Genomic DNA, 23,152 nt, shown 5'->3' with positions numbered 1-23,152 from the left:
AATGGCTGTGTCGATTATGGATTCACAGCAGGACGTTCAAGTCGGCGCAGCTCCTGAATATCCCCCAATCGGTCCCCTCTCCCTTTGGGAGAGGGCTAGGGTGAGGGGCTCTTTTCAGGCGTTTAGATCATCTCCGGCAGTGAAGAGAGGATTTTATCGAGGGTGATCGGATACTCCCGCACCCTAGCCCCCGTAGCGTTGTAAATCGCATTCGCCACCGCCGCACTGACCCCGCAAATCCCCAATTCACCAACACCCTTGGCCTTCATTGGCGAAGACACCGGATCGGTCTCATCAAGGAAAATCACCTCCTGATGCGGGATGTCGGCATGCACCGGCACTTCATACCCGGCCAGATCATGATTGACGAAAAAGCCGAGTTTCTTGTCCACCGCCAACTCTTCCATCAACGCCGCACCGACGCCCATGGTCATCGCACCGATCACCTGACTGCGCGCCGCTTTCGGGTTGAGAATCCGCCCGGCCGCGCACACCGCCAACATGCGACGCACACGCACTTCACCGGTCGCGGCATCCACCGCCACCTCAACGAAATGCGCACCAAAGGTCGACTGCTGATATTTCTCGGCCAGATCACCGAACTCGATGCTGTCCTCGCCGACCAGTGCGCCGCCTTCAGCCGCATTGCGCAACGGCACGCTCTTGCTGCCGACCTGTACCTGACCGTCGACAAACTCCGCCTGTTCCGCCGCCATGCCCAACTTGCCAGCCACCGCTTCACGCAGTTTCATGCACGCGGCGTACACCCCGGCGGTCGAGCAGTTGGCACCGAATTGCCCGCCGGAACCTGCCGACACCGGAAAGCTCGAATCGCCCAGATGCACGCTCACATCCTTCAAGCCAACCCCCATCATCTCGGCGGCGGTTTGCGCGATGATCGTGTAACTGCCAGTGCCGATATCGGTCATGTCGGTTTCAACAGTGATTTTGCCATCGCGCTCCAGCCGCACCCGCGCACCGGACTTGACCAGCAGGTTGTTGCGGATTGCCGCCGCGACACCCATACCGATCAGCCAGCGACCTTCTCGACGTGTTCCCGGTTGCGCATTGCGCTTGTCCCAGCCGAATTTCTCGGCACCGGTCTGCAGGCATTCGATCAGGCGCCGCTGCGAAAACGGCCGCTCGGTTTTCACCGGGTCGACTTGTGTGTCGTTGAGAATGCGGAACTGGATCGGATCGAGTTTGAGCTGTTCGGCCATCTCGTCCATGGCAATTTCCAGCACCATCAGCCCCGGGGTTTCGCCGGGTGCACGCATGGCGTTGCCTTCGGGTAGATCCAGCGGCGCCAGACGCATGCTGACCTGCCGGTTCTCGGCGGCGTACAGCAACTGACTCGGTTGCGCCGCGACCTCGACCTTGCCTTCAGCCAAGTTGCCCGACCAGCCCTCGTGGGCAATCGCCGTGAGTTTGCCGTCCGCTGTCGCGCCCATGCGAATGCGCTGAATCGTCGCCGGGCGGTGGGTGGTGTTGTTGGCGATCTGCGGGCGGGCGAGGGCGACCTTCACCGGCCTGCCAGCCATCCGCGCACCGAGGGCGGCAAGGATCGCATCGGCGCGCACGAACAGTTTGCCGCCGAAACCACCGCCAATGTAGGGCGAAATCAGCCGCACCTTTTCCTTGGGTAAGCCGAGCGTCGTGGCGATGTCACCGACGCTCCAGGCGATCATTTGATTGGATGTCCACAAGGTCAGTTGATCGCCTTTCCACGCCGCCAGTGTGGCGTGCGGCTCCATCATCGCGTGGGACTGATCCGGCGTGGTGTAGGTCTGATCGAACTGCACCGGCGCGGCGGCGAACGCTTTGGCGAAATCACCGTGGCTGACGTCGGGCAATTCGTCTTTCGGCTCGACGCCTTGGTCGCGCACGCTGGCCAGATCGAATTCGCCCTTGGCGGCGACGTAATCGACCTTGACCATCTGCGCAGCCGCACGGGCTTGCTCGAACGTCTCGGCGACTACCAGTGCGACAGCCTGGTGGTAGTGCTGAATCTCCGGCCCGGCCAATAAATGTGCGGCGTTGTATTTACCTTTGCCCAGTTTGCCGGCGTTGGCGGCGGTGACGATGGCCAGCACGCCGGGCGCGGCTTTCGCCTGTTCAAGATCAATGTTGTTGATCCGGCCTTTGGCGATGGCTGAGCCGACCATAAAGCCGTAAGCCTGATTGGCCACCGCTTCATGTTGTTCATAGGCGAATGGCGCCTGACCGCTGGTTTTCAGCTGTCCCTCAATGCGGTCGGTGGGTTGGCCGATGACCTTCAACTGGTCGATCGGGTTGGTGGTGGCGGGCGTGTCGAATTTCATGCTTCATCCCTCGCTTGCGCCAACACCGAACCGAGCGTGCGCTCGACCAGGGTCAGTTTGAATTGGTTGTCGTGGGTTGGCGTGGCGCCGTCGAGCAGGCGTGCGCTGACGGCTTTGGCGCCTTGGGGCAGCAACGCTTCGGCGGCTTCAACCCGCCACGGCTTCGGCGCGATACCGCCGACAGCGATGCGGCCGCTGCCGTCCTTTTGCAGGATCAGACCGACCGACACCAAGGCGAACGCGTAGGACGAGCGATCGCGCACTTTGTGATAAACGTGGCTGCCGCCAAGCGGTGCGGGCAGCGTCACCGAGGTGATGAATTCGCCGGGTGTCAGGCTGGTTTCGATGTTCGGCGTGGTGCCGGGCAACTGATGGAAATCGGCCATGGCGATGCTGCGGGTCGTGCCATCGGGTTTTACCGTTTCAATCTGCGCATCGAGGGCGCGCATGGCGATCGCCATGTCACTCGGGTGCGTGGCGATGCACGCGTCGCTGACGCCGATAATCCCCAACTGCCGACTGACCCCGCCAATCGCTGCACAACCGCTGCCGGGTTGGCGTTTGTTGCAGGCTTGATTTGTGTCGTAAAAGTACGGGCAGCGCGTGCGTTGCAGCAGGTTGCCGGCGGTTGTGGCCATGTTGCGCAACTGCCCGGAAGCCCCAGCGAGCAAAGCGCGGGAGAGCAGGGCGTAGTCTTTTCTGATCCTCTGATCAGCCGCCAGATCGGTATTGCGCACCAGCGCGCCGATGCGCAGTCCGCCTTCTGGCGTGGCTTCGATCTGATCCAGGCCGAGGTGATTGACATCGATCAGGTGCAACGGCGTTTCGATGTCGAGTTTCATCAGATCGAGCAGGTTGGTACCGCCAGCGATAAACCGCGCACCTTCGACCTGCGCAGCTTGTGCGGCGGCCGCGGCGGGGGAGTCGGCGCGGCTGTAATTGAACGGTCTCATGATTGCACCTGCGCGACTTCAGTGATGGCTTCGATGATGTTCGAGTAAGCGCCGCAGCGGCAGATATTGCCGCTCATGCGCTCCTGAAACTCACTGGCAATCAACCGTGGCGCCTCGGTGAGGCTTTCACTGACATGGCTGGGAATGCCATCGCGGATTTCCTTGATCACCGCCACTGCCGAGCAGATCTGCCCCGGCGTGCAATAGCCGCACTGATAGCCGTCGTGCTTGATGAACGCGGCCTGCATCGGGTGCAGCTTGTCGGGCATGCCGAGACCTTCGATGGTGGTGATCTCACTGCCTTCGTGCATCACCGCCAGGGTCAGGCAGGAATTGATCCGTCGACCATCGGCGATCACCGTGCAGGCGCCGCACTGGCCGTGGTCGCAACCTTTTTTACTGCCGGTCAGGTGCAGGTGTTCGCGCAAGGCATCAAGGAGGGTGGTGCGGGTGTCGACGTCAAGCGCACGCGGCTTGCCGTTGACGTTGATCGTCACTTTGCTCATGGCCGGTTGCTCCAGATTGGCCGCGTAGGCCTTGAGGCTGATAAACGGCGGCATCGCGAAGGCGGTGGCGGTCACGGCGCCGAGGATCAGAAATCTGCGTCGGGAAATCGTCATGGTTCGATTCCTTTTCTCTCTTCATCAGGGCAGCAGGGTCGTAGAAGGCCCAAGCGGGCAGCCAGCGTCATCGCCGGTCTCGTTAAGGAGTGACTACTGGAGAGAGGAAAAGGTTTTTGCGGATTTGCGCTATAGAGTTATGCAAGCAGCTCATTAATCGCTTGGCCAACACAGAACCACTGTAGGCCTTCGCCTGCTCGCGATAGCGATAGACCAGTGAGCAATGTGGCGATTGACACACCGCTATCGCGAGCAGGCGAAGGCCTACAGGGATCTGTGTGGTAACCACCATTTCATTCACAACTTGAAACCTGTGGGAGCGAGCCTGCTCGCGAAGAGGCCGGCACAGCCAACATCTTCACTGGCAGACCGGACGCCTTCGCGAGCAGGCTCGCTCCCACATGAGAATGTGTTCGGCCGCCCTAATGCCCGCCAACCACCATATGCGTAAACGGCGCCACATACGCCTGCAACGTCACCAGTCCGCCGACCAGAATCGCCAGCACAATCGAGTGGAAGAACACATAGCGCAGAATCTCGCCCTCATGCCCATACCAGCGGGTGGCGGTGGAGGCGACCACGATCGATTGCGCATCGACCATTTTGCCCATCACCCCACCCGAACTGTTCGCTGCCGCCATCAGCACCGGACTGATCCCGAGCTGCTCCGAGGTCACCCGCTGCAAGCCGCCAAACAACACGTTTGACGCCGTATCCGAACCGGTCAGCGCCACGCCGAGCCAACCGAGCAAGGTGCCAAACATCGGATAGAAAATCCCCGTCGCCGCGAACGCCAGGCCCATGGTCGCGTCGAGTCCCGAGTAGCGCGTGAGAAACCCCAGCGCCAGCATCGCCGCAATGGTGATCAGCGAAAACCGCACTACCCACAACGTGCGCAGGTATTGCTTGATCAGTTGCGGAATCGAATAGCCCATCAGCAAACCGCCGACAATCGCCGCCAGCAGAATCCCGCTCCCGGTGGCGGTGAGCCAGGTGAATTTGTACACCGCTTCTTCCGCTTTCGGCGCGGCAACCACGGGCGGCACTTTTTCGATTTGCAGGTGCAGGCTGGTGAACGTCACGGCCGGGGCGAAAATCGGGTTGGCCTCGCGCAGCGGTTTGCCGGCGGGATCAAGCTTGGCCGATTGAGTGACCGGATCAATCGCCGGACGGGTGTCGAACATATTCTTGAAGCCCTGCGTGCCCCAGGCAAACACAAACACGGTGAGGATGATCCACGGCATCCACGCACGCATCACCGCCGGGCGCGCCTGATCGCTGAACGCGGCGCTGGCGGTGACTTTTTCCTCCTCGACTTTGGAGTTGTCGACGCGCCCAGACAGCGCTGCCGAGGTGTGAATGGTCGCCGGTTTCCACACCTTCAAAAACAGCGTCAGACAGGCCATGGAAATCAACGCGGCGATCACGTCCACCAACATTGGGCCGTGGTAGTTCGACACCAGAAATTGCGGGATCGCGAAGCTGACGCCGGCCACCAGAATCGCCGGCCAGATCTCCAGCATCTTGCGCCACCCGGCGAAGGCCCAGATCAGCCAGAACGGCACTAGCACCGAGAAAAACGGCAACTGCCGACCAACCATCATCGACAGTTCCATTTCATCCAGCCCGGTAACTTTGGCCAGCGTGATGATCGGCGTACCGAGTGCGCCGAATGCGACTGGCGCGGTATTGGCGATCAGCGCCAGACCGGACGCGGCCAGCGGCGAAAAACCGAGACCGATCAGAATCGCCCCGGTCACCGCCACCGGCGTACCGAACCCCGCCGCGCCTTCGAAAAACGCACCGAAGCAGAACGCAATCAGCAGCAACTGCAAACGGCGATCATCAGTGATGCGCGCAAGGGAATCCTGCAGCACTTTGAACGAACCGTTCTCGGTGGTCAGGCGATGCAGAAAGATGATGTTGAGGACGATCCAACCGATCGGCAATAAGCCATTGGCCGCGCCAAACAACGCCGCAGAGCCCGCCATGCTCGCTGGCATGCCGAAGGCAAAAATCGAAATCAGCAGGGCGGACGCCAGCGCCAGCAGCGCCGCCAGATGCGCTTTGACATGAAAGAACGCCAGCGCCGCGAGCATCACCACCACCGGTACGGCGGCCATGAGCGTGGAGATCACCGGGTTACCGAACGGATCGTAGATTTGCTGCCAGACCATGGTCCACCTCTGCTTGTTGTTATTGAGGGCGCAGATCCATTGCGTGGTGCTTGGTTGCAAGCAGTATAGGTGGCAATACGCCGCCGTTTGGCTGCGGCGGTCGGGGCGACAAACGGTCGCTAGTGGCCACTGAATCAACGGCGTTTTACCCGGTCGTATTTGCGGCTGCGCGCACCGCGTTCTGAAGGCGCGGGCAGCGTGGCCGATTCCGTCGTCAAGACCTTGGTTTTAGGGAAGTGTTGAATGAAGCGCGCAACAACGATGCTGCTGACCGTGACCGCCGCCGTATTGCTCGGCGGCTGTGTCGCGGATTTTGATGATGACCACCGCCATGGCCGGCATTACGACCGCGATCATGGCCGCAATTACGACCATGACCGGCGCTGGGACGACCGCGATGATCGTCGCGACGGGCGTCGTTACTACCGTGATCGGGATGATGATTGACTGAGTTCTGCGCGCCCCATTAGCAGAACAGTCGCGCAGACGCGGGGGAGTGGACGCAATGATGGCAATTAAGTAGCATCGCCGTTTTTTTTGCCCCTTCTCCCCCAAGGATGATCATGTCTGTGGCTTTGCTGTCGCGCCGTATACCCGTTGTTATCAGTGCAGTTCTGTCGGGCCTGCTGCTGTCGGGGTGCACCCAGTTGGGAACCTATCAGGATTCGGTCGCACCTGATGCCGCCAAGCTGCGCTTTGTCGCCAGCACCGATAACGCGTCGGTGGATTATTACGATGCAGAGCATTGCGATGGCCAGACCACCGGCTTGCTCAACAACCTGTTCATCGTCGACAGCGCGCGCCGGGTCGGCATGAGCGTGGCGCCCCCGGAAAAGGCCAAGAGCTACCTGGAAATCAAGCTGCCGCCCGACAAGGAAATGTACCTGAAGGTCAACACCCAGACCGGTTATGCCGTGTGCGGGTCGGGTTTCAGCTTCAAACCTCAGCGCGATACAGAATATGAGCTGACCTTCGACCTCAAGGGCCGCCAGTGTTCGACGCTGATGCAGCGCGTGCAGCGCATCGATGGCAAGGACGTACGCACGCCGCTCCCGATGAAACGCGAGGGGCTGGCGGCCTGTGCCGGGCGCAACCCGATCTTTCCCAAGCCGCCAGTGCTGCTGCCGGATACGCCGGAGCGGACGGTCATGATCGACCGCATCGTCAATGGCAGCCTCTTCGTGGTGTTGAAGTCCGACGCGAAGACGCGCGCCGCGACGACGTTTACGCCGGAAAAACTCGATTCGCTGGTCAGCGAGCGCAAGGCGAAAATGGGCTTTGAACTGCCAGACGATTACTGGACGCTGTACCGTCAGAATCTAGACGCGTTCAACATTGAGGGTTCCGCGATTTCCAGCGAGGCGATCACCCGGTCTAGCAACGAGTATCGCAAACGTCTGCGCAGCATCGACGACAAGCGCTTGAAAGAATGGTCCGCCGTCGATGGTACTTCCGGCAAGCGTGGCAATGCGGTGCAGGCCGACATGGAAACCAGCATGATCACGTACTACTTCCAGTCGTCCAAGGAGGTCATGGGCGAAACCGTCATACGCCATCTCGACCGTATGGCCAAAATGGATGCGCAGTACAATGTCTGCTCGCGTTACGCTCAGTGCTGGAAGCGCTGAACGGCGCAATCCTGATGTGAAAAAGCCCACTGCGCCGATACGGCCAGTGGGCTTTTTTGTGCGTGTTGCAATTAAAAGTGAGCGCTCGCCCGGACGCTGGATCGCGCAGGCACGGAGGCCTCGATGTCCAGCAAATGGGTGGCGAGAATGTCGCTCAGAAAACGGAACTGATCGTTGAGGCCGACCACTTCATTGCTGAAATGATTGCTCGCGGCGGGCATCAGCAGATCTTCGAAGTCTTCGTTGAACACCAGTGCCTGAGCCTTGTGTGACACGGCGTGCTGGTCGTAATAGTTGCTGCCGAACACCGGGAAACTCACGGAGAGTGTGACGTGGGTGTGAATCATGTTGTGAACTCCTCGTTGTGTTTCGGATGAGTCAATCGTGCCTTTGATGGGCGGTGGGCGGAAGGCAATCGTGGCGATGGTGAATATCGATGGCAGTGATGGTTGGGTTTTTTGGGGTGTTGCTGATGGCGCCTTCGCGAGCAGGCTCGCTCCCACGTTGAAACGCATTCCCCTGTGGGAGCGAGCCTGCTCGCGAAGGCGCCAGACCAGCCAAAACCGGACAAGCGGCCCTGCGCACACACCTATACTCAAATCTGCTTCCGTCCTTTTAAAGGAAACCTCAACCGTGAACCCGCGTGCGCTGCTCGTCGCCGCAGTGTTGTTGCTGGCCGGCTGCGCCACCTCGGCGCGGGCGCCGGTGTCGGCGCCGCAGGCCGTGTTTGTCTCGCCGGCCACCTGGCAGCAGATCGACCGGGAAATCGTCAGCGCTTCGCAGCAGTCCACCGAGCAAGTCAAAGTCTTTGCCCGTGGCTCGATGGAACATTGGCGCACTCGGGTCTATCAGCAAACTGAAGAAAATTTCATCCCGTGGTTCAGCAGCTACTGGACCCAGGAATGGCTGTCGATGAAGGTCAGTTGGTACACGATCAATGCCGGTGGCGAGCAGGACGCGTCGGCCAAGCGCCTGGCGGCGTATCTGCTTGAGCAATATCAGGAAAGGGTGCTGGCGCCGGTGGCGGTGGAGATCGATCCGGATGCGATTCTCGGCCAGGCGACGGCGTTCTATGCGCAGTTGATGGCGCAGCAGATGCCGCTCATCGCAAAACGTCATGGTGTGCCCGTTGGTCAGCTCAACGGACGCTTGCAGAAAGTCCCCGCCATCGCGCTGGGCCCGCCGCCGGCGCGCAATGCTTCGCTGTATCAGGTCATCAGTACCGAGCCGCTGAACACGCTGCCGGCCTATGCCGCGCTGATCGACAAGATTCACACCGAGGGTGGCGCCAAGGGCATTGCCTCGACGGACGCGGGCATGGCGCCGGTGGCCAAACGCGCCAGCCAACGGATGGAAGCGGAAATGGCCCCGCGCGGGGCTGCCAGTGCGGTCGCTGCCGCCGCCGGAAAACTGGCTGGCGGACTGATTTCGGTCGGTGTGGCGGGTATCCGCGCGATCATCCAGGCCAATGACCGGCCCGACAGTGAGGCACTGATCCGCAGCAGCCTGGGCAGCACCTTCGACAAGGCGTGGTTGAAGCTGGTGCAGAACCCGACCACCGGCGTCATGGCCGGCACGCTGCACATCGCCGGGCAGGTCGAGCGCAATCTGGGTGGGGACGATGAACCGTCGGTCGGGTTGGGTGTGAATCGTGTCGAATGGCGGCCACCGCAATCGACCAATCAGCAGATCGAACCCAACGTGCAAGGAGAGTGATCATGGCTTACATCGATATTTTCGTAGCGCCGGTGCCAACCGCCAATCGTGAGCAGTACAAAAAGCACGCCGAAATTGCCGCCGTACTGTTCAAGGAGTACGGCGCCCTGAGCGTTGCTGAATGCTGGGGAGATGACGTGCCGGACGGCAAGCTCACCTCGTTCCCGATGGCGGTGAAGCTCAAGGAAGGCGAAACCGTCGCCTCGGGCTGGCTGATCTGGCCGGACAAAGCCACCCGGGATGCCGGCATGGCAAAAATGATGGAGGACCCGCGCATGCAGCCCGATGTGAACCCGATGCCGTTCGATGGCCAGCGGATGATCTACGGCGGCTTCCAATACCTCATCGAGCCCTGAGGCCACCGCAAATCCGGGTATGGGCAAAAAAATCATGGTTCGCCACTCACCCTGTGGGAGCGAGCCTGCTCGCGAAAGCGGTGTATCAATAAACTTTTTGTCGCCTGACACACTGCCTTCGCGAGCAGGCTCGCTCCCACAGGGTGAGTGAAAAATGCCTGTGTTCACTCGGCAGAGGGGGTGATGCGGCAGCTTTTGCGGTTGCGAATCTGCTCGTCCGTCGGGCGTTCGCGGACAAACTCGAAACGCGGCTCACCCTCGCTGTAATGCACCAGCCAGCCCCATTCCAGTTCGGTTTCGTCCTGTCCGGGTTGCGGCGGTCGGGCCCACCACGGTTCTTTGCTGAGGACCTCGCGCATGGCGGCCTCCGGTTGATGGCAATCCTTGAACTATAGCTTCCTGTCACGAGTCGTCAGATCAGGCTGTGTAGAATCCGGCGGATCACTTTGAACAGGGGAGCAGGGCCATGACCGATGAAGCGAAGCGGCTGTTTTTCGCCCTCGATTGCCCGCCGGCGCAACGCAAGGCGATCGCTCAATGGCGCGGGGATCTGGGGTTGCGAACCGGTAAACCGGTGCCGGCGGACAACTTTCATCTGACGTTGCTGTTTCTCGGCGCGGTGCCATTGGCGCAGATCAACGAAGTCTGCGAGGCGGCCGGGCAAGTGCGTACGCCAGGAGAGGCGTTGAAGATTTCGCTGGATCGTTTGCAGGTCTGGCATCGCGCCGGGGTGTTGTCGCTGGCGCCGGAGCAGGCTCCGCAGGCGTTGCTGCGCTTGGTCTACGCGCTGGAGCAGGCGATGTTGCCGTTTGGCTTTGAAGAGACCCCCCGCGAGTTTCGCCCGCACCTGACGTTGGCTAGAGACTACCGCGCGCCGGAGCCGGAATCTGCTACGCCACCGGAGTTTTTCCTGCGTGCCGAACGCTTTGCTTTGTTCGAATCGCACAAGGGCCGCTATCGGATCCTGCAGGATTGGCCGCTGATCTGAAGGCACAAAAAAAGGCGCCCGAAGGCGCCTGAGAATTCACCTGAGCCGAGGGAGCCAGGTGAGGCCGTTCATAGCAGGGTGCAGCGGTGGTAAGGCGCTGCGTGAACGGGAAATTTTTACACTGATCGTTCCCACGCGGAGCGTGGGAACGATCATCGGCTCACTTACCGAGCTTCACCCGGGTCCAGCCACGGGTCATGATTCGCTGGGTGGCAATCGGCTGATCCGGCACCGCATACAACGTCGCCATCACCGCTTGCGACGGATACGAACCCGGGTCGTTGCGGATCGCTTCATCCACCAATGGCGTGGCCGCCGCGTTGGCGTTGCTGTAGCCGTTGCTGTTGGTGATCTCGGCGATGATGTCCGGACGCATCAGGAAGTCCATGAACAGGTAAGCGTTCTCGACGTTCGCCGCATCGCGCGGGATCGCGACCATGTCGTAAAAGCTGCCGGCGCCTTCCTTGGGAATGCTGTAATCGATCACCACATTGTTGCCCGATTCCACGGCGCGGGCCTTGGCCTGCAGCACGTCACCGGAGTATCCGACCGCCACGCAGATGTTGCCGTTGGCCAGATCGGAGATGTATTTCGAGGAATGGAAATACGCCACGTTCGGGCGGATCTTCATGAACAGCGCCTCGGCTTCCTTGATGTGTGCGGTGTCCTTGTCGTTCACCGGGTAGCCCAGGTAGTGCAGGGCGGCCGGGATCATTTCGGTCGGCGAGTCGAGGAAACTGATGCCGCAGGCTTTGAGTTTTTCTGCGTTTTCCGGTTTGAACAACAAGTCCCAGGAATTGGTCGGGGCGTTGGCGCCGAGCACTTCCTTGACCTTGGCCGGGTTGAAACCGATGCCGATCGAGCCCCACATGTACGGGAACGCGTGGGCGTTGTCCGGATCACTGGCGGCGGCATTTTTCAGCAGCACCGGGTTGAGATTCTTCCAGTTCGGCAGTTTGGATTTGTCCAGCGTCTGATAGACGCCGGCCTTGATCTGCTTGGCCAGGAAACTGTTCGACGGCACGACCAGGTCGTAACCGGATTTGCCCGCCAGCAAACGTGCCTCAAGGGTTTCGTTGCTGTCGAAGACGTCGTAGGTCACGCGGATGCCGGTCTCGTCTTCGAACTTCTTGACGGTGTCCGGCGCGATGTAATCGGACCAGTTGTAAACACGCAGCACCTTGTCGTTGGCCTGGGCGCCCATGACCATTGCGCCCATTAAGGACAGTGTCAGCAGAGTCCTGCCAAACATTTTCATCGGTACAACTCCATTCTTTTTATTCAAAAAACACAAAGCCAAAACTCGGTTAACAGCGCCTGCTTATGTAGGAGCTGTCGAGTGAAACGAGGCTGCGATCTTTTGATCTTCAAAAACAACGTCAAAAGATCGCAGCGTGCCGCAGCTCCTACAGGGTCAAGCGGTGGCAGCTTGTTGCTGTGGTTGCCACGACTCGTTCGCGGTCTGATCCATCGCTTCCTGAATCGCTTTTTTGCGGTTGGCTTCTGCCTTGCGGCCGAAGTACCAGACCAGGAAGGTCACCAAGGAAACCGCCAGCAGAATCAGGCTGGCTACGGCATTGATCTCAGGCTTCACACCCAGACGCACGGCCGAGAACACTTCCATCGGCAACGTGGTCGAACCCGGGCCGGAGACGAAGCTGGCCAACACCAGGTCATCCAGCGACAAGGCGAACGACATCATCCCGCCCGCGGCCAGCGACGGCGCAATCATTGGAATGGTGATCAGGAAAAACACCTTGAACGGCTTCGCACCGAGATCCATCGCTGCTTCTTCGATCGACAGGTCCAGCTCGCGGAGGCGGGCGGAGACTACCACCGCGACATAAGCGGCACAAAACGTGGTGTGGGCGATCCAGATCGTGACGATGCCACGCTCCTGCGGCCAGCCGATCAACTGCGCCATGGCCACAAACAGCAGCAACAGCGACAGACCGGTGATCACCTCAGGCATCACCAACGGCGCAGTGACCAGACCACCAAACAGCGTGCGACCCTTGAAGCGTGTCACTCGCGTCAGCACGAAAGCGGCGAGGGTGCCCAACGCGACCGCAGCAATCGCGGTGTAGCAGGCGATTTCCAGCGAGCGCACCACCGAGCCCATCAGTTGCGTGTTGTCGAGCAAACCGACGTACCACTTCACCGACCAGCCGCCCCAGACTGTCACCAGTTTCGAGGCGTTGAACGAGTAGATCACCAGAATCAGCATCGGCAGATAAATGAACATCAGACCGAAGATCAGCATGAACTTGGAAAAACCGAAGCGTTTCATCCCCGTGCCTCCATCTCTTTGGCCTGGCTGCGGTTGAACAGCAGAATCGGCACAATCAGGATCAACAGCATCACCACCGCCAGCGCAGACGCCACCGGCCAGTCGCGGTTATTGAAGAACTCTTGCCACAGCACGCGACCGATCATCAGGGTCTCCGGGCCACCCAGCAGTTCCGGAATCACGAACTCACCGACCACCGGAATGAACACCAGCATGCAGCCGGCAATAATCCCGTTCTTGGCCAGCGGTACGGTGATTTTCCAGAAGTTGTTGAAGTTGCTCGAACCCAGATCCTGCGCGGCTTCCAGCAGGCTACCGTCGTGCTTGACGAGGTTGGCGTACAGCGGCAACACCATGAAAGGCAAATAGGCGTAAACCACGCCGATATAGACGGCGGTGTTGGTGTTGAGGATCTCGATCGGGTGATCGGTGAGCCCCGTCCACATCAGAAACCCGTTGAGCAAACCGTTGTTGCTGAGGATGCCCATCCACGCATAAACGCGGATCAGGATCGCGGTCCAGGTTGGCATCATGATCAACAGCAGCAGGACGTTTTGCGTTTCCTTGCCGGTCTTGGTGATCGCGTAGGCCATCGGGAAACCGATCAGCAGACACATCATCGTGCTCAGCGCCGCGACCTTCAGCGAACCGAGATAGGCCGACAGGTACAACTCGTCTTCGCCGAGCATGGTGTAGTTGCCGATGTTCAGCAGCAGCTGGAATTTCTGTTCGGCGTAGGTGTAGATCTCCGAGTACGGCGGGATCGACAGCGCGGCTTCCGAGAAGCTGATCTTCATCACCAGAAAGAACGGCAGCATGAAGAACAGAAACAGCCAGATGAACGGAATGCCGATCACCAGTTTTCGCCCGCTGGGCACCAGGCGCAGGAATTGCTGATTGAAGGTTCTCATGAGCGCAGTACCACGCCGCTGTCGTCTTCCCACCAGACGTAGACTTTGTCGTCCCAGGTCGGACGCGCGCCACGGCGTTCGGCGTTGGCCATGAACGACTGGACGATTTTGCCGCCGGGCAATTCGACGTAGAACACCGAGTGACCGCCGAGGTAGGCGATGTCATGCACCTTGCCTTCGGACCAGTTGTAGCGGAACTCGGGTTGGGTGGTGCTGACGAGCATTTTTTCCGGACGGATCGCGTAGGTGACCGACTTGTCCTGCACCGAGGTGCTGACGCCGTGACCGACGTAGATCTTCTGCTGCAAGTCCGGGCTGTGGATGATCGCGTGACCTTCAAGGTCTTCCACCACGGTGCCGTCGAAGGCGTTCACGTTGCCGATGAATTCGCAGACCATGCGGCTGACCGGTGCTTCATAAATGTCGACCGGGCTGCCAATCTGAGCGATCCAGCCGAGGTGCATGATCGCGATGCGCTCGGCCATGGTCATGGCCTCTTCCTGGTCGTGGGTGACCATCACGCAGGTCACGCCGACGCGTTCGATGATCTGCACCAGCTCCAGTTGCATCTGCGAACGCAGCTTTTTGTCCAGCGCACCCATCGGCTCATCGAGTAGCAACAGCTTCGGACGCTTGGCCAGCGAGCGGGCGAGGGCGACGCGCTGACGCTGACCACCGGACAACTGGTGCGGACGGCGTTTGGCGTATTGAGTCATGTGCACCAGACGCAGCATTTCATCGACACGGGCGTCGATTTCGCTGGCGGGCAAACGGTCCTGCTTGAGGCCGAAGGCGATGTTCTGCGCGACGGTCATGTGTGGGAACAGCGCGTAGGACTGGAACATCATGTTGATCGGCCGCTCGTACGGCGGCATGTCGGTGATGTCCACGCCGTCGAGCAGAATCCGCCCTTCAGTCGGGCGCTCGAAACCGGCGAGCATGCGCAGCAGGGTCGATTTGCCCGAACCGGAGCCACCGAGCAGGGCGAAGATTTCGCCCTGATGGATCTCCAGGGACACATCGTCCACGGCCACGGTTTCGTCGAACTTCTTGGTGACACGATCGACTTTCACCAGCACCTTTTTCGGTTGCTGATGACCTTCAAGTGCCTTCCTGTAAGTGCTGGAGGCGTTTGCCATGTGAAACTCCCAACAGGTTTCGTTCGCCGGGCCAATGTGGCCGGGCTTAAGTGGATTGCAAGCCTGTACGGGATGCCTGTCAGCTATGGCGCAGAACCTGTGGGAGCGAGCCTGCTCGCGAATACGGAGTGTCAGTCGACATCATTGTTAGCTGATACACCGCTTTCGCGAGCAGGCTCGCTCCCACAGGGGAAATGCGTTTACCTGACTGGCATTACCCATACCGATCCGGCTTGTTCGGCGCCGCCGTCCTGGCTGCCTGGGTCGTACTTGTTGTTATTACGGGTGTTGCTGTTCACGAATGACGGATGTGCGCAGGCACACCCGACGTCCGTGGGGGCAGTAAATCGTTATGGATTCTTGGGTTGAGTCAGCGTTTGTTGCGCCGCGCCGCCCGTTGCCGGCAAGCCTCGCCGAATGCCTGGAAAATCTTCAGGTAGTTCGGGTTATCGAGCACTTGCCATTCCGGGTGCCATTGCACGCCGAGGGCGAAGGTCGGGCTGTGCTCGACCGAGACCGCCTCGATCAAACCGTCCGGCGCCACCGCTTCGGCACGCAGGCCGGGGGCGAGGCGGTCGATGCCCTGGCTGTGAATCGAGTTGACCTGGAACTCGCCCGGCAACTCCAGTGCTTCGAACACGCCGCCGCTCAATACCGTCACGGCATGGGCCGGTGCGTATTGCACGGCCACATCAGGGCTATCGGCTTCACGGTGATCGAGCATGCCCGGCAGCTCATGCACCTTCTGATGCAGGCTGCCGCCGAACGCCACGTTCATTTCCTGGAAGCCCCGGCAAATGCCGAGCACCGGAACGCCCGCCGCGATGGCTGCACGCAATAAAGGAAGGGTGGTGGCATCCCGCGCCGGATCGTGATCCGTGCCGGGTTCGCTGGCCGGGCCTTGATAGTGGAAAGGTTCCACATTCGAGGGCGAGCCGGTCAGCAACAGACCGTCGAGTTGACCGAGCAGGTCTTCGATTTCAGTCAGGTTGCCAAGGGAAGGAATGACCACTGGCAGCCCGTTAGCGCCAACGCTGACAGCACGTACGTACTTGTCGCCGCTGATGTGATAGGGGTGCAGGCCAATCTGTTTGACGCACGCAGTAACGCCGATCAATGGCTTGAATGCCATTTTTATTCACCTCGAAGTTTGACACTTGAACGAGCTTTTCCGGAGCTTAGCCTCGTTGATTTTAATTAACAACTGCCATGTAAAAAATTCTAAACGCCGTTCATCCTATCTTCATGATTTCCGGGGCTGTGGTGCCTATATTGGCACGCAAGTGTTAAAAAAAGCCCGAAAAATAAACCCTGAGCGGCTATCTGTTCGCTATTGACTTCACTTTGCCGTTCGGGTTGACTGGCTCGGCGAAACAGCAGTGAACATAATAATTAACAGCTAAATAGGTGCATCATGTCGGTCCCTCTGCGTACCGTTCAACTCAACGAAGCAAACGCATTCCTTAAGAAATATCCTGAGGTTTTGTACGTCGACCTTCTGATTGCGGATATGAACGGTGTGGTGCGCGGCAAGCGCATCGAACGCACCAGTCTTCATAAGGTTTACGAGAAAGGCATCAACCTGCCGGCCTCGCTTTTCGCCCTCGACATCAATGGCTCCACGGTGGAAAGCACCGGCCTGGGTCTGGACATCGGCGACGCTGACCGCATCTGCTATCCGATTCCCGGCACCCTGAGCATCGAGCCGTGGCAGAAGCGCCCAACCGCACAACTTCTAATGACCATGCACGAGATCGAAGGCCAGCCGTTCTTCGCTGACCCGCGTGAAGTGCTGGCTAACGTCGTGCGCAAATTCGACGACCTCGGTCTGACTATTTGCGCGGCATTCGAACTCGAGTTCTATCTGATCGACCAGGACAACGTGAACGGTCGTCCGCAGTCGCCACGTTCGCCGGTGTCCGGCAAGCGTCCGGTATCGACTCAGGTTTACCTGATCGACGACCTCGACGAATACGTCGATTGCCTGCAAGACATCCTCGAAGGCGCGAAAGAGCAGGGCATTCCGGCTGACGCGATCGTCAAGGAAAGCGCCCCGGCGCAATTCGAAGTCAACCTGCATCACGTCTCCGACCCGATCAAGGCGTGCGACTACGCCGTCCTGCTCAAGCGTCTGGTGAAGAACATCGCCTACGACCACGAGATGGACACCACCTTCATGGCCAAGCCGTATCCGGGTCAGGCGGGCAACGGTCTGCACGTACACATTTCGATCCTGGACAAAGAAGGCAACAACATCTTCGCCAGCGAGGATCCCGAGCAGAACGCCGCACTGCGTCACGCGATCGGCGGTGTGCTGGAGACCCTGCCTGCGCAAATGGCGTTCCTCTGCCCGAACGTCAACTCGTACCGCCGCTTTGGCGCGCAGTTCTACGTACCGAACTCGCCGAGCTGGGGCATCGACAACCGCACCGTGGCCGTGCGCGTACCGACCGGTTCGCCGGACGCCGTGCGTATCGAGCATCGCGTTGCTGGCGCTGACGCCAACCCGTACTTGCTGATGGCTTCGGTGCTGGCCGGTATTCACCACGGTCTGACCAATCAGATCGAGCCAGGCGCCCCGGTGGAAGGCAACAGCTACGAGCAGAACGAACAGAGCCTGCCGAACAACCTGCGCGACGCATTGCGCGAGCTGGACGACAGTGAGGTCATGGCCCGCTATATCGACCCGATGTACATCGACGTGTTTGTCGCGTGTAAAGAGAGCGAGCTGGCCGAGTTCGAGAACTCGATTTCTGACCTTGAGTACAACTGGTATCTGCATACGGTGTGATGGGTTGAGGCCCTCAAAAGCCGAAGAGCCCCTCACCCTAACCCTCTCCCAAAGGGAGAGGGGACTGATTCGGGAATGCTCGGGCAATCCGCCGACCTGAACGATTTTTGCCGAATCCATAATCGACTCGGTCGTTCAGGTCGGTGCAACTCCCGATACAACTCGGTCGGTCCCCTCTACCCCTGGGAGAGGGCTAGGGTGAGGGCAGCCATCTCAAGCCAGACTCAACACCCCGACACCCCCAATTCCCCCTTGTCGAGCCACAACAATGACAACGACCCGCAACGACTGGGAACAACGCTTCCAGTCCCTGACCATCGAAGCCCGCGCATTCATCAACGGTGAATACCGCCCGGCCATCAGTGGCGATACCTTCGAATGCCTGAGCCCCGTTGATGGCCGTTTCCTCGCCTCCGTGGCCAGCACCGATGAAGCCGACGCCAACCTCGCCGTCGAAGTCGCACGCCAGTCTTTTGAATCCGGCATCTGGGCGAAAAAAGCCCCGGCCGAGCGCAAACGCATCCTGATCCGCTTCGCCGATCTGATCCTGCAGAACCAGGAAGAACTGGCGCTGCTCGAAACCCTCGACATGGGTAAACCGATCAGCGATTCGATGAGCATCGACATCCCGGCGACCGCCAACGCGATCCGCTGGAGCGCCGAAGCCATCGACAAGATCTACGACGAAGTCGCCGCCACACCGCACGATCAACTCGGCCTCATCACCCGCGAACCTTCCGGCGTGGTCGCGGCCATCGTGCCGTGGAACTTCCCGTTGATCATGGCCAGCTGGAAATTCGCTCCAGCACTGGCGGCGGGCAATTCGTTCATTCTGAAACCTTCGGAAAAATCGCCGCTGACCGCAATCCGCATCGCTCAACTTGCGCTGGATGCCGGCATTCCGAAAGGCGTGTTCAACGTCCTGCCAGGCTTCGGCCACACCGTCGGCAAGGCGTTGGCGTTGCACATGGACGTCGACGTGCTGGCCTTCACCGGCTCCACGGCGATTGCCAAGCAACTGATGATTTATGCAGGCCAAAGCAACATGAAACGCGTCTGGCTCGAAGCAGGGGGCAAGAGCCCGAACGTGGTGTTTGCCGACGCACCGGATTTGCGCGCGGCAGCACAAGCAGCGGCCGGCGCCATTGCGTTCAACCAGGGCGAAGTGTGCACGGCGGGTTCGCGCTTGCTGGTCGAGCGTTCGATCCGCGAGCAGTTCATTCCGCTGTTGGTGGAAGCGCTGCAAGCGTGGAAACCGGGTCACGCACTCGATCCGGCAACCACCGTCGGTGCCGTGGTCGATCAGCGTCAACTCGACAACGTGCTGCGCTACATCAGCATCGGTCGCGAGCAGGGCGCCGAGCTGATTGCTGGCGGTCAACGCACGCTTGAAGAAACCGGTGGCCTCTATGTGCAACCGGCGCTGTTCGACGGCGTGACCAACGCAATGACCATCGCCCAGGAAGAAATCTTTGGCCCGGTGCTGTCGCTGATCACCTTCGACACCGCGGAAGAAGCGCTGCAGATCGCCAACGACAGCATCTTCGGCCTCGCCGCCGGCGTCTGGACCAGCAACCTCAGCAAGGCGCACACCTTCGCCCGAGGCCTGCGCGCCGGCAGCGTCTGGGTCAACCAGTACGACGGCGGCGACATGACCGCACCGTTCGGTGGCTTCAAGCAGTCGGGCAACGGTCGCGATAAATCGCTGCACGCGTTCGACAAGTACACCGAGCTGAAAGCGACCTGGATCAAGCTCTGACTCTATTACAGCGGTGGTCGCCGTTTATGGGCGGCCCTCGGAGAAACGTATGAAACAGCAACACGTAAACAGCTACTACGCCGCCACCCGCAACGAAGTCATCGACTTTCCGGTTCTGGAAGAGTCGGTCGAGTGCGACGTCTGCATCATCGGCGCGGGCTACACCGGCCTGTCCTCGGCGCTGTTCCTCACCGAAGCCGGCTACAAAGTGACGGTGCTGGAAGCGGCGAAAGTCGGCTACGGCGCCAGCGGTCGCAACGGCGGTCAACTGGTCAATTCCTACAGCCGCGATGTCGACGTGATCGAAGAGCGCTATGGCGACAAGACTGCAGAAATTCTCGGCAGCATGATCTTCGAAGGCGCCGACATCATCCGTTCGCGCATCAAGGAATACGACATCCAATGCGACTACCGCCCGGGCGGTATCTTTGCAGCGATGAACAAGAAACAACTCAACGGTCTGGCTGAGCAGAAGCGCAGCTGGGAACGTTACGGCAACAACAATCTGAAGATGCTCGACGCGGCTGAGATTCGTCGCGAAGTCGGCTCCGATGCTTACGTTGGTGGTCTGCTCGACATGCAGGGCGGCCACGTTCACCCGCTGAATCTGGCACTCGGTGAAGCAGCGGCGATCACGCGTTTGGGCGGCAAGATCTACGAGCAATCGGCGGCCGTGGAAATCAAATACGGCGAGCCCAACGTCGTGCGCACTGCCAAAGGCCAGGTCCGCGCCAAGTACCTGTTGATCGCCGGTAACGCCTACCTGCCGCAAGGTCTCGACAACCGCGTGACCGCGAAAAGCATGCCGTGCGGATCGCAGATCGTCGTCACCGAACCGTTGACCGAGAAACAGGCACGCAGCCTGATCACCAACAATTACTGCGTCGAAGACTGCAACTACCTGCTGGATTACTACCGTCTGACTGCCGACAACCGTCTGCTGTACGGCGGCGGCGTGGTCTACGGCGCGCGTGAACCGGACGACATCGAACAACTGATCCGCCCGAAGATCCTCAAGACCTTCCCGCAGCTCAAAGACGTCAAAATCGACTATCGCTGGACCGGCAACTTCCTGCTGACCATGTCACGCATGCCGCAATTCGGCCGCATCGAAAAGAACGCCTACTACATGCAAGGCTACAGCGGCCACGGCGTCACCTGCTCGCACCTCGCCGGCAAACTGATCTCGGAAATGATCCGCGGCGACGCCGAACGCTTCGACGCCTTCGCATCGCTGCCGCACATGCCAATGCTCGGCGGCCGCACGTTCTCGGCCCCACTGACCGCCCTCGGCGCCGTTTACTACTCACTGCGCGACCGCTTCGGCCTCTAAGTTACCTCCCCGGCGGCGGTCCCCAAGACCCCGCCGGTTTTTTAATGCTGCAGCAACACCACCGATCTCACTGACACCCAGATGTCCAACTGTGGGAGCGAGCCTGCTCGCGAAGGCGGCCATCCAGTCAAAAATAATGTTGAATGTGCCACCGAATCGCGAGCAGGCTCACTCCTACAGGACTGCATTACCAAGGCAAGAAGGACTTTTGCCCCACCGTCCATCGAACCTGCTGAGCAACACCGGCAAACGTGATTTAATAGCCGCCTTTCACGGTTCCGGGACACGGGAGCAACGTGATCCGCGCCCCTCGCGCGGCACCCGCCACCCACCCCCATTACCCTTAAGTACTACTCACATAAGGCTGTCATGGATACGGGTTCTCGACTCAAACTAGTACGCGAAAGCTACAAACTCTCCCAGCGCGAGCTGGCCCGGCGTAGCGGCGTGACCAATGCCACCATTTCCCTGATCGAACAGAATCGCGTCAGCCCCTCCGTCAGCTCACTGAAAAAGCTGCTCGAAGGCATACCGATGTCCCTGGCCGACTTCTTCACCTTCGACCAACCCCCGCGCGAACACCAATACGTCTTCCGCGCCAACGAACAACCCGACCTCGGCCGCCACGGCCTGCGCCTGCTACTGATCGGCGCCTCCGTACCCAGCCGCCAGATGCGCTTGCTGCGCGAGCAATACGCACCGGGCGCGAGTTCGGGGGAAGAGCCGATTGTGCATGCTGAGGGCGAGGAGTGTGGGCTTGTCACCCGTGGCACGGTGGAGTTGACCGTTGATGGGTCGGTGAGTGTGTTGAATGCGGGGGATGGGTATTACTTTCCGACGACGCTGCCGCATAAGTTTCGGAATATCGGGGCGGATGAGGCGGAGATTATTAGTGCGAATACGCCGGCGAATTTTTGAGAGGGCAATGTTTTTCGAAATATAGTAGATATGTTGACCGTGGTTGTGGTTTGAGAAGGCGCCGCCAATTTTGTGGCAGTGGCAAGCTCTAGTGAAATTGTCGTATTTGAAAATTTCTTGGTTGCAAGTATTTGAAAAAGGTTGGTTAAAGTTGAACTCAGTGGCAAAGGTAGAAAGCATGGATACATTCTCTTGAATACAGAAGTATCAATGAAGGTTATAGACTTGTTCTGTGGCCTGGGCGGCCTAACTGTCGGGGCGATTCAGGCAGCAGACGAGTTGGGACTAACTTGTGAGCTCGCCTTTGCTTGTGATATGGATGCCGCGGTATCAAAGTTTTATAATGAGAATTTTTCAAGCAGAATCGGAGATTACTATCAGGGTGATATATCTCAGATGGTTGATGATGATTTTCATGGTATGTCTTCGAGATTTGAAAAGTTAATTTCTAGTAAGTACTGGGGGGTTGATTTTCTTTTTGCTGGGCCTCCGTGTCAAGGGCACTCGAATTTAAATAATCATAGTAGGAGGAGTGATCCAAGAAATGCGCTTTATCTTAAAACTATAAAGTTTATAAAGCTAAGTATGCCGAAGTATTTTTTGATCGAGAATGTTCCTTCTGTAATTCATTCGAAAGAAAGTGTGGTTGAGCGATCTAAGGATTTGCTTCGTAGTTACGGTTACGAGGTAGACGAGCTTGTAATCGATTTTATAAGATTGGGTGTGCCTCAAAGTCGAAAGCGACACGTTATTGTTGGTAGTTTAGCAGGTGATCTCTGCAATGTTATTGATGGTGTCTACACCGATGAGGCTGCGATTCTTTCAGATGTATTGCATGATCTTATCGATATTGATAGAAGTGATATTTTTAATTCTCCCTCAAAAATGAGTGCGACAAATACAGTTCGTGCTGATTATTTATATTCCACTGATAGTTATGATCTTCCAAATGAGCTTCGTCCTCCTTGTCACCAAGGTCAGCACTCGTATAAGTCAATGTATGGGCGGTTGAGGTGGGATGACGTGGCGCAAACAATAACTGGTGGATTTGGCTCTATGGGGCAGGGACGGTTTCTCCACCCGTTACAGAAAAGAGTTATCACTCCACATGAAGCTGCTAGAATTCAAGGGCTGCCTGATTGGTTGGACTTCTCAGGTGTGACTAAAAGATCCGAGTTGCAAAAAATGATTGGCAACGCGGTTCCACCTGCTTTATCTAGACGATTTATTTTAAGCACGCAAGGACGATAAG

Annotated in this window: 21 protein-coding genes; 10 read left to right on the top strand and 11 right to left on the bottom strand. The window is 59.0% G+C overall.

The features are described 5' to 3' along the window. Positions 1 to 122: 122 nt before the first annotated feature. The 4 genes from paoC to QOM10_RS17895 all read right to left on the bottom strand — a co-directional run bounded on the left by paoC (position 123) and on the right by QOM10_RS17895 (position 6,071). On the bottom strand, positions 123 to 2,321 hold the full coding sequence (paoC, locus tag QOM10_RS17910) for an aldehyde oxidoreductase molybdenum-binding subunit PaoC (protein ID WP_316916666.1): 2,199 nt from the start codon (positions 2,319 to 2,321) through the stop codon (positions 123 to 125). Beyond that, positions 2,318 to 3,274: an FAD binding domain-containing protein gene (locus tag QOM10_RS17905; protein ID WP_150750837.1), complete on the bottom strand. Its 957-nt coding sequence runs from the start codon at positions 3,272 to 3,274 to the stop codon at positions 2,318 to 2,320. The genes paoC and QOM10_RS17905 overlap by 4 nt, the downstream gene beginning before the upstream one ends. Continuing rightward, positions 3,271 to 3,894, bottom strand: coding sequence for an aldehyde dehydrogenase iron-sulfur subunit PaoA (gene paoA, locus QOM10_RS17900; RefSeq protein ID WP_160040835.1), 624 nt, complete (start codon positions 3,892 to 3,894; stop codon positions 3,271 to 3,273). Before paoA ends, QOM10_RS17905 begins: the two co-directional genes overlap by 4 nt. Before the next feature lie 422 nt (positions 3,895 to 4,316). Then, a complete protein-coding gene (locus tag QOM10_RS17895; RefSeq protein ID WP_160040833.1) occupies positions 4,317 to 6,071 on the bottom strand; it encodes an L-lactate permease in 1,755 nt (584 codons plus the stop codon). A gap of 243 nt (positions 6,072 to 6,314) precedes the next feature. Between QOM10_RS17895 and QOM10_RS17890 the strand changes: the two genes are divergently transcribed. Next, on the top strand, positions 6,315 to 6,518 hold the full coding sequence (locus tag QOM10_RS17890; RefSeq protein WP_007918829.1) for a hypothetical protein: 204 nt from the start codon (positions 6,315 to 6,317) through the stop codon (positions 6,516 to 6,518). A gap of 116 nt (positions 6,519 to 6,634) precedes the next feature. Next, positions 6,635 to 7,699, top strand: coding sequence for a hypothetical protein (locus tag QOM10_RS17885; RefSeq protein WP_316916665.1), 1,065 nt, complete (start codon positions 6,635 to 6,637; stop codon positions 7,697 to 7,699). A 71-nt stretch (positions 7,700 to 7,770) separates the two neighbouring features. Here QOM10_RS17885 and QOM10_RS17880 read toward each other — a convergent pair whose 3' ends face one another. Continuing rightward, positions 7,771 to 8,046 (bottom strand): hypothetical protein, encoded by a 276-nt coding sequence (locus tag QOM10_RS17880; protein WP_160040831.1) that lies wholly within the window; start codon positions 8,044 to 8,046, stop codon positions 7,771 to 7,773. A 286-nt stretch (positions 8,047 to 8,332) separates the two neighbouring features. On the opposite strand from QOM10_RS17880, the gene QOM10_RS17875 reads away from it, so the two are divergent. Both QOM10_RS17875 and QOM10_RS17870 read left to right on the top strand, forming a co-directional pair. Beyond that, complete coding sequence (locus QOM10_RS17875) at positions 8,333 to 9,415, top strand: hypothetical protein (protein ID WP_316916664.1); 1,083 nt, start codon at positions 8,333 to 8,335, stop codon at positions 9,413 to 9,415. A 2-nt stretch (positions 9,416 to 9,417) separates the two neighbouring features. Then, positions 9,418 to 9,771 (top strand): DUF1428 domain-containing protein, encoded by a 354-nt coding sequence (locus tag QOM10_RS17870; RefSeq protein ID WP_095118352.1) that lies wholly within the window; start codon positions 9,418 to 9,420, stop codon positions 9,769 to 9,771. A 164-nt stretch (positions 9,772 to 9,935) separates the two neighbouring features. Here the strand turns inward: QOM10_RS17870 and QOM10_RS17865 are convergent, their stop codons facing one another. Then, positions 9,936 to 10,130, bottom strand: a complete 195-nt coding sequence (locus QOM10_RS17865) for a hypothetical protein (RefSeq protein ID WP_150750843.1) — start codon at positions 10,128 to 10,130, stop codon at positions 9,936 to 9,938. A gap of 107 nt (positions 10,131 to 10,237) precedes the next feature. On the opposite strand from QOM10_RS17865, the gene thpR reads away from it, so the two are divergent. Further along, the gene (gene thpR, locus QOM10_RS17860; RefSeq protein ID WP_316916663.1) at positions 10,238 to 10,759 is read left to right on the top strand and encodes an RNA 2',3'-cyclic phosphodiesterase; all 522 of its coding nucleotides are present in this window, start codon (positions 10,238 to 10,240) and stop codon (positions 10,757 to 10,759) included. Positions 10,760 to 10,919: 160 nt separating this feature from the next. On the opposite strand, the gene QOM10_RS17855 is transcribed toward thpR, so the two are convergent. The 5 genes from QOM10_RS17855 to QOM10_RS17835 form a co-directional block, all read right to left on the bottom strand. Further along, positions 10,920 to 12,017: a polyamine ABC transporter substrate-binding protein gene (locus tag QOM10_RS17855; RefSeq protein WP_034155530.1), complete on the bottom strand. Its 1,098-nt coding sequence runs from the start codon at positions 12,015 to 12,017 to the stop codon at positions 10,920 to 10,922. A gap of 156 nt (positions 12,018 to 12,173) precedes the next feature. Further along, entirely contained in the window at positions 12,174 to 13,049 is an 876-nt protein-coding gene (locus QOM10_RS17850) for an ABC transporter permease subunit (protein WP_127928702.1), read from the bottom strand. Next, complete coding sequence (locus QOM10_RS17845) at positions 13,046 to 13,927, bottom strand: ABC transporter permease subunit (protein ID WP_410479230.1); 882 nt, start codon at positions 13,925 to 13,927, stop codon at positions 13,046 to 13,048. The genes QOM10_RS17850 and QOM10_RS17845 overlap by 4 nt, the downstream gene beginning before the upstream one ends. A 29-nt stretch (positions 13,928 to 13,956) precedes the next feature. Continuing rightward, positions 13,957 to 15,099: an ABC transporter ATP-binding protein gene (locus tag QOM10_RS17840; RefSeq protein WP_007919249.1), complete on the bottom strand. Its 1,143-nt coding sequence runs from the start codon at positions 15,097 to 15,099 to the stop codon at positions 13,957 to 13,959. A 370-nt stretch (positions 15,100 to 15,469) separates the two neighbouring features. Continuing rightward, positions 15,470 to 16,231, bottom strand: coding sequence for a gamma-glutamyl-gamma-aminobutyrate hydrolase family protein (locus QOM10_RS17835; protein ID WP_150750846.1), 762 nt, complete (start codon positions 16,229 to 16,231; stop codon positions 15,470 to 15,472). A 282-nt stretch (positions 16,232 to 16,513) separates the two neighbouring features. On the opposite strand from QOM10_RS17835, the gene QOM10_RS17830 reads away from it, so the two are divergent. The 5 genes from QOM10_RS17830 (at position 16,514) to QOM10_RS17810 (ending at position 23,151) form a co-directional block, all read left to right on the top strand. Further along, positions 16,514 to 17,890 carry a glutamine synthetase family protein gene (locus tag QOM10_RS17830; protein WP_064120847.1) on the top strand — a complete coding sequence of 459 codons (1,377 nt, stop codon included), beginning with the start codon at positions 16,514 to 16,516 and terminating at the stop codon, positions 17,888 to 17,890. 268 nt (positions 17,891 to 18,158) lie between these two features. Next, a complete protein-coding gene (locus QOM10_RS17825; protein WP_316916662.1) occupies positions 18,159 to 19,649 on the top strand; it encodes an aldehyde dehydrogenase in 1,491 nt (496 codons plus the stop codon). A gap of 49 nt (positions 19,650 to 19,698) precedes the next feature. Beyond that, positions 19,699 to 20,982: an FAD-binding oxidoreductase gene (locus tag QOM10_RS17820; RefSeq protein ID WP_316916661.1), complete on the top strand. Its 1,284-nt coding sequence runs from the start codon at positions 19,699 to 19,701 to the stop codon at positions 20,980 to 20,982. A 369-nt stretch (positions 20,983 to 21,351) separates the two neighbouring features. After that, the gene (locus tag QOM10_RS17815) at positions 21,352 to 21,900 is read left to right on the top strand and encodes a cupin domain-containing protein (RefSeq protein ID WP_007950154.1); all 549 of its coding nucleotides are present in this window, start codon (positions 21,352 to 21,354) and stop codon (positions 21,898 to 21,900) included. Between the two features lie 192 nt (positions 21,901 to 22,092). Continuing rightward, positions 22,093 to 23,151 (top strand): DNA cytosine methyltransferase, encoded by a 1,059-nt coding sequence (locus tag QOM10_RS17810; protein ID WP_127928694.1) that lies wholly within the window; start codon positions 22,093 to 22,095, stop codon positions 23,149 to 23,151. The last annotated feature ends 1 nt before the right edge of the window (position 23,152 follow it).

Source organism: Pseudomonas sp. P108 (genome assembly GCF_032613195.1).
Classification (GTDB): Bacteria; Pseudomonadota; Gammaproteobacteria; order Pseudomonadales; family Pseudomonadaceae; genus Aquipseudomonas.
The sequence above is the reverse complement of the archived record's forward strand: the minus strand, read 5'-3'. Positions and strand labels throughout refer to the sequence as shown.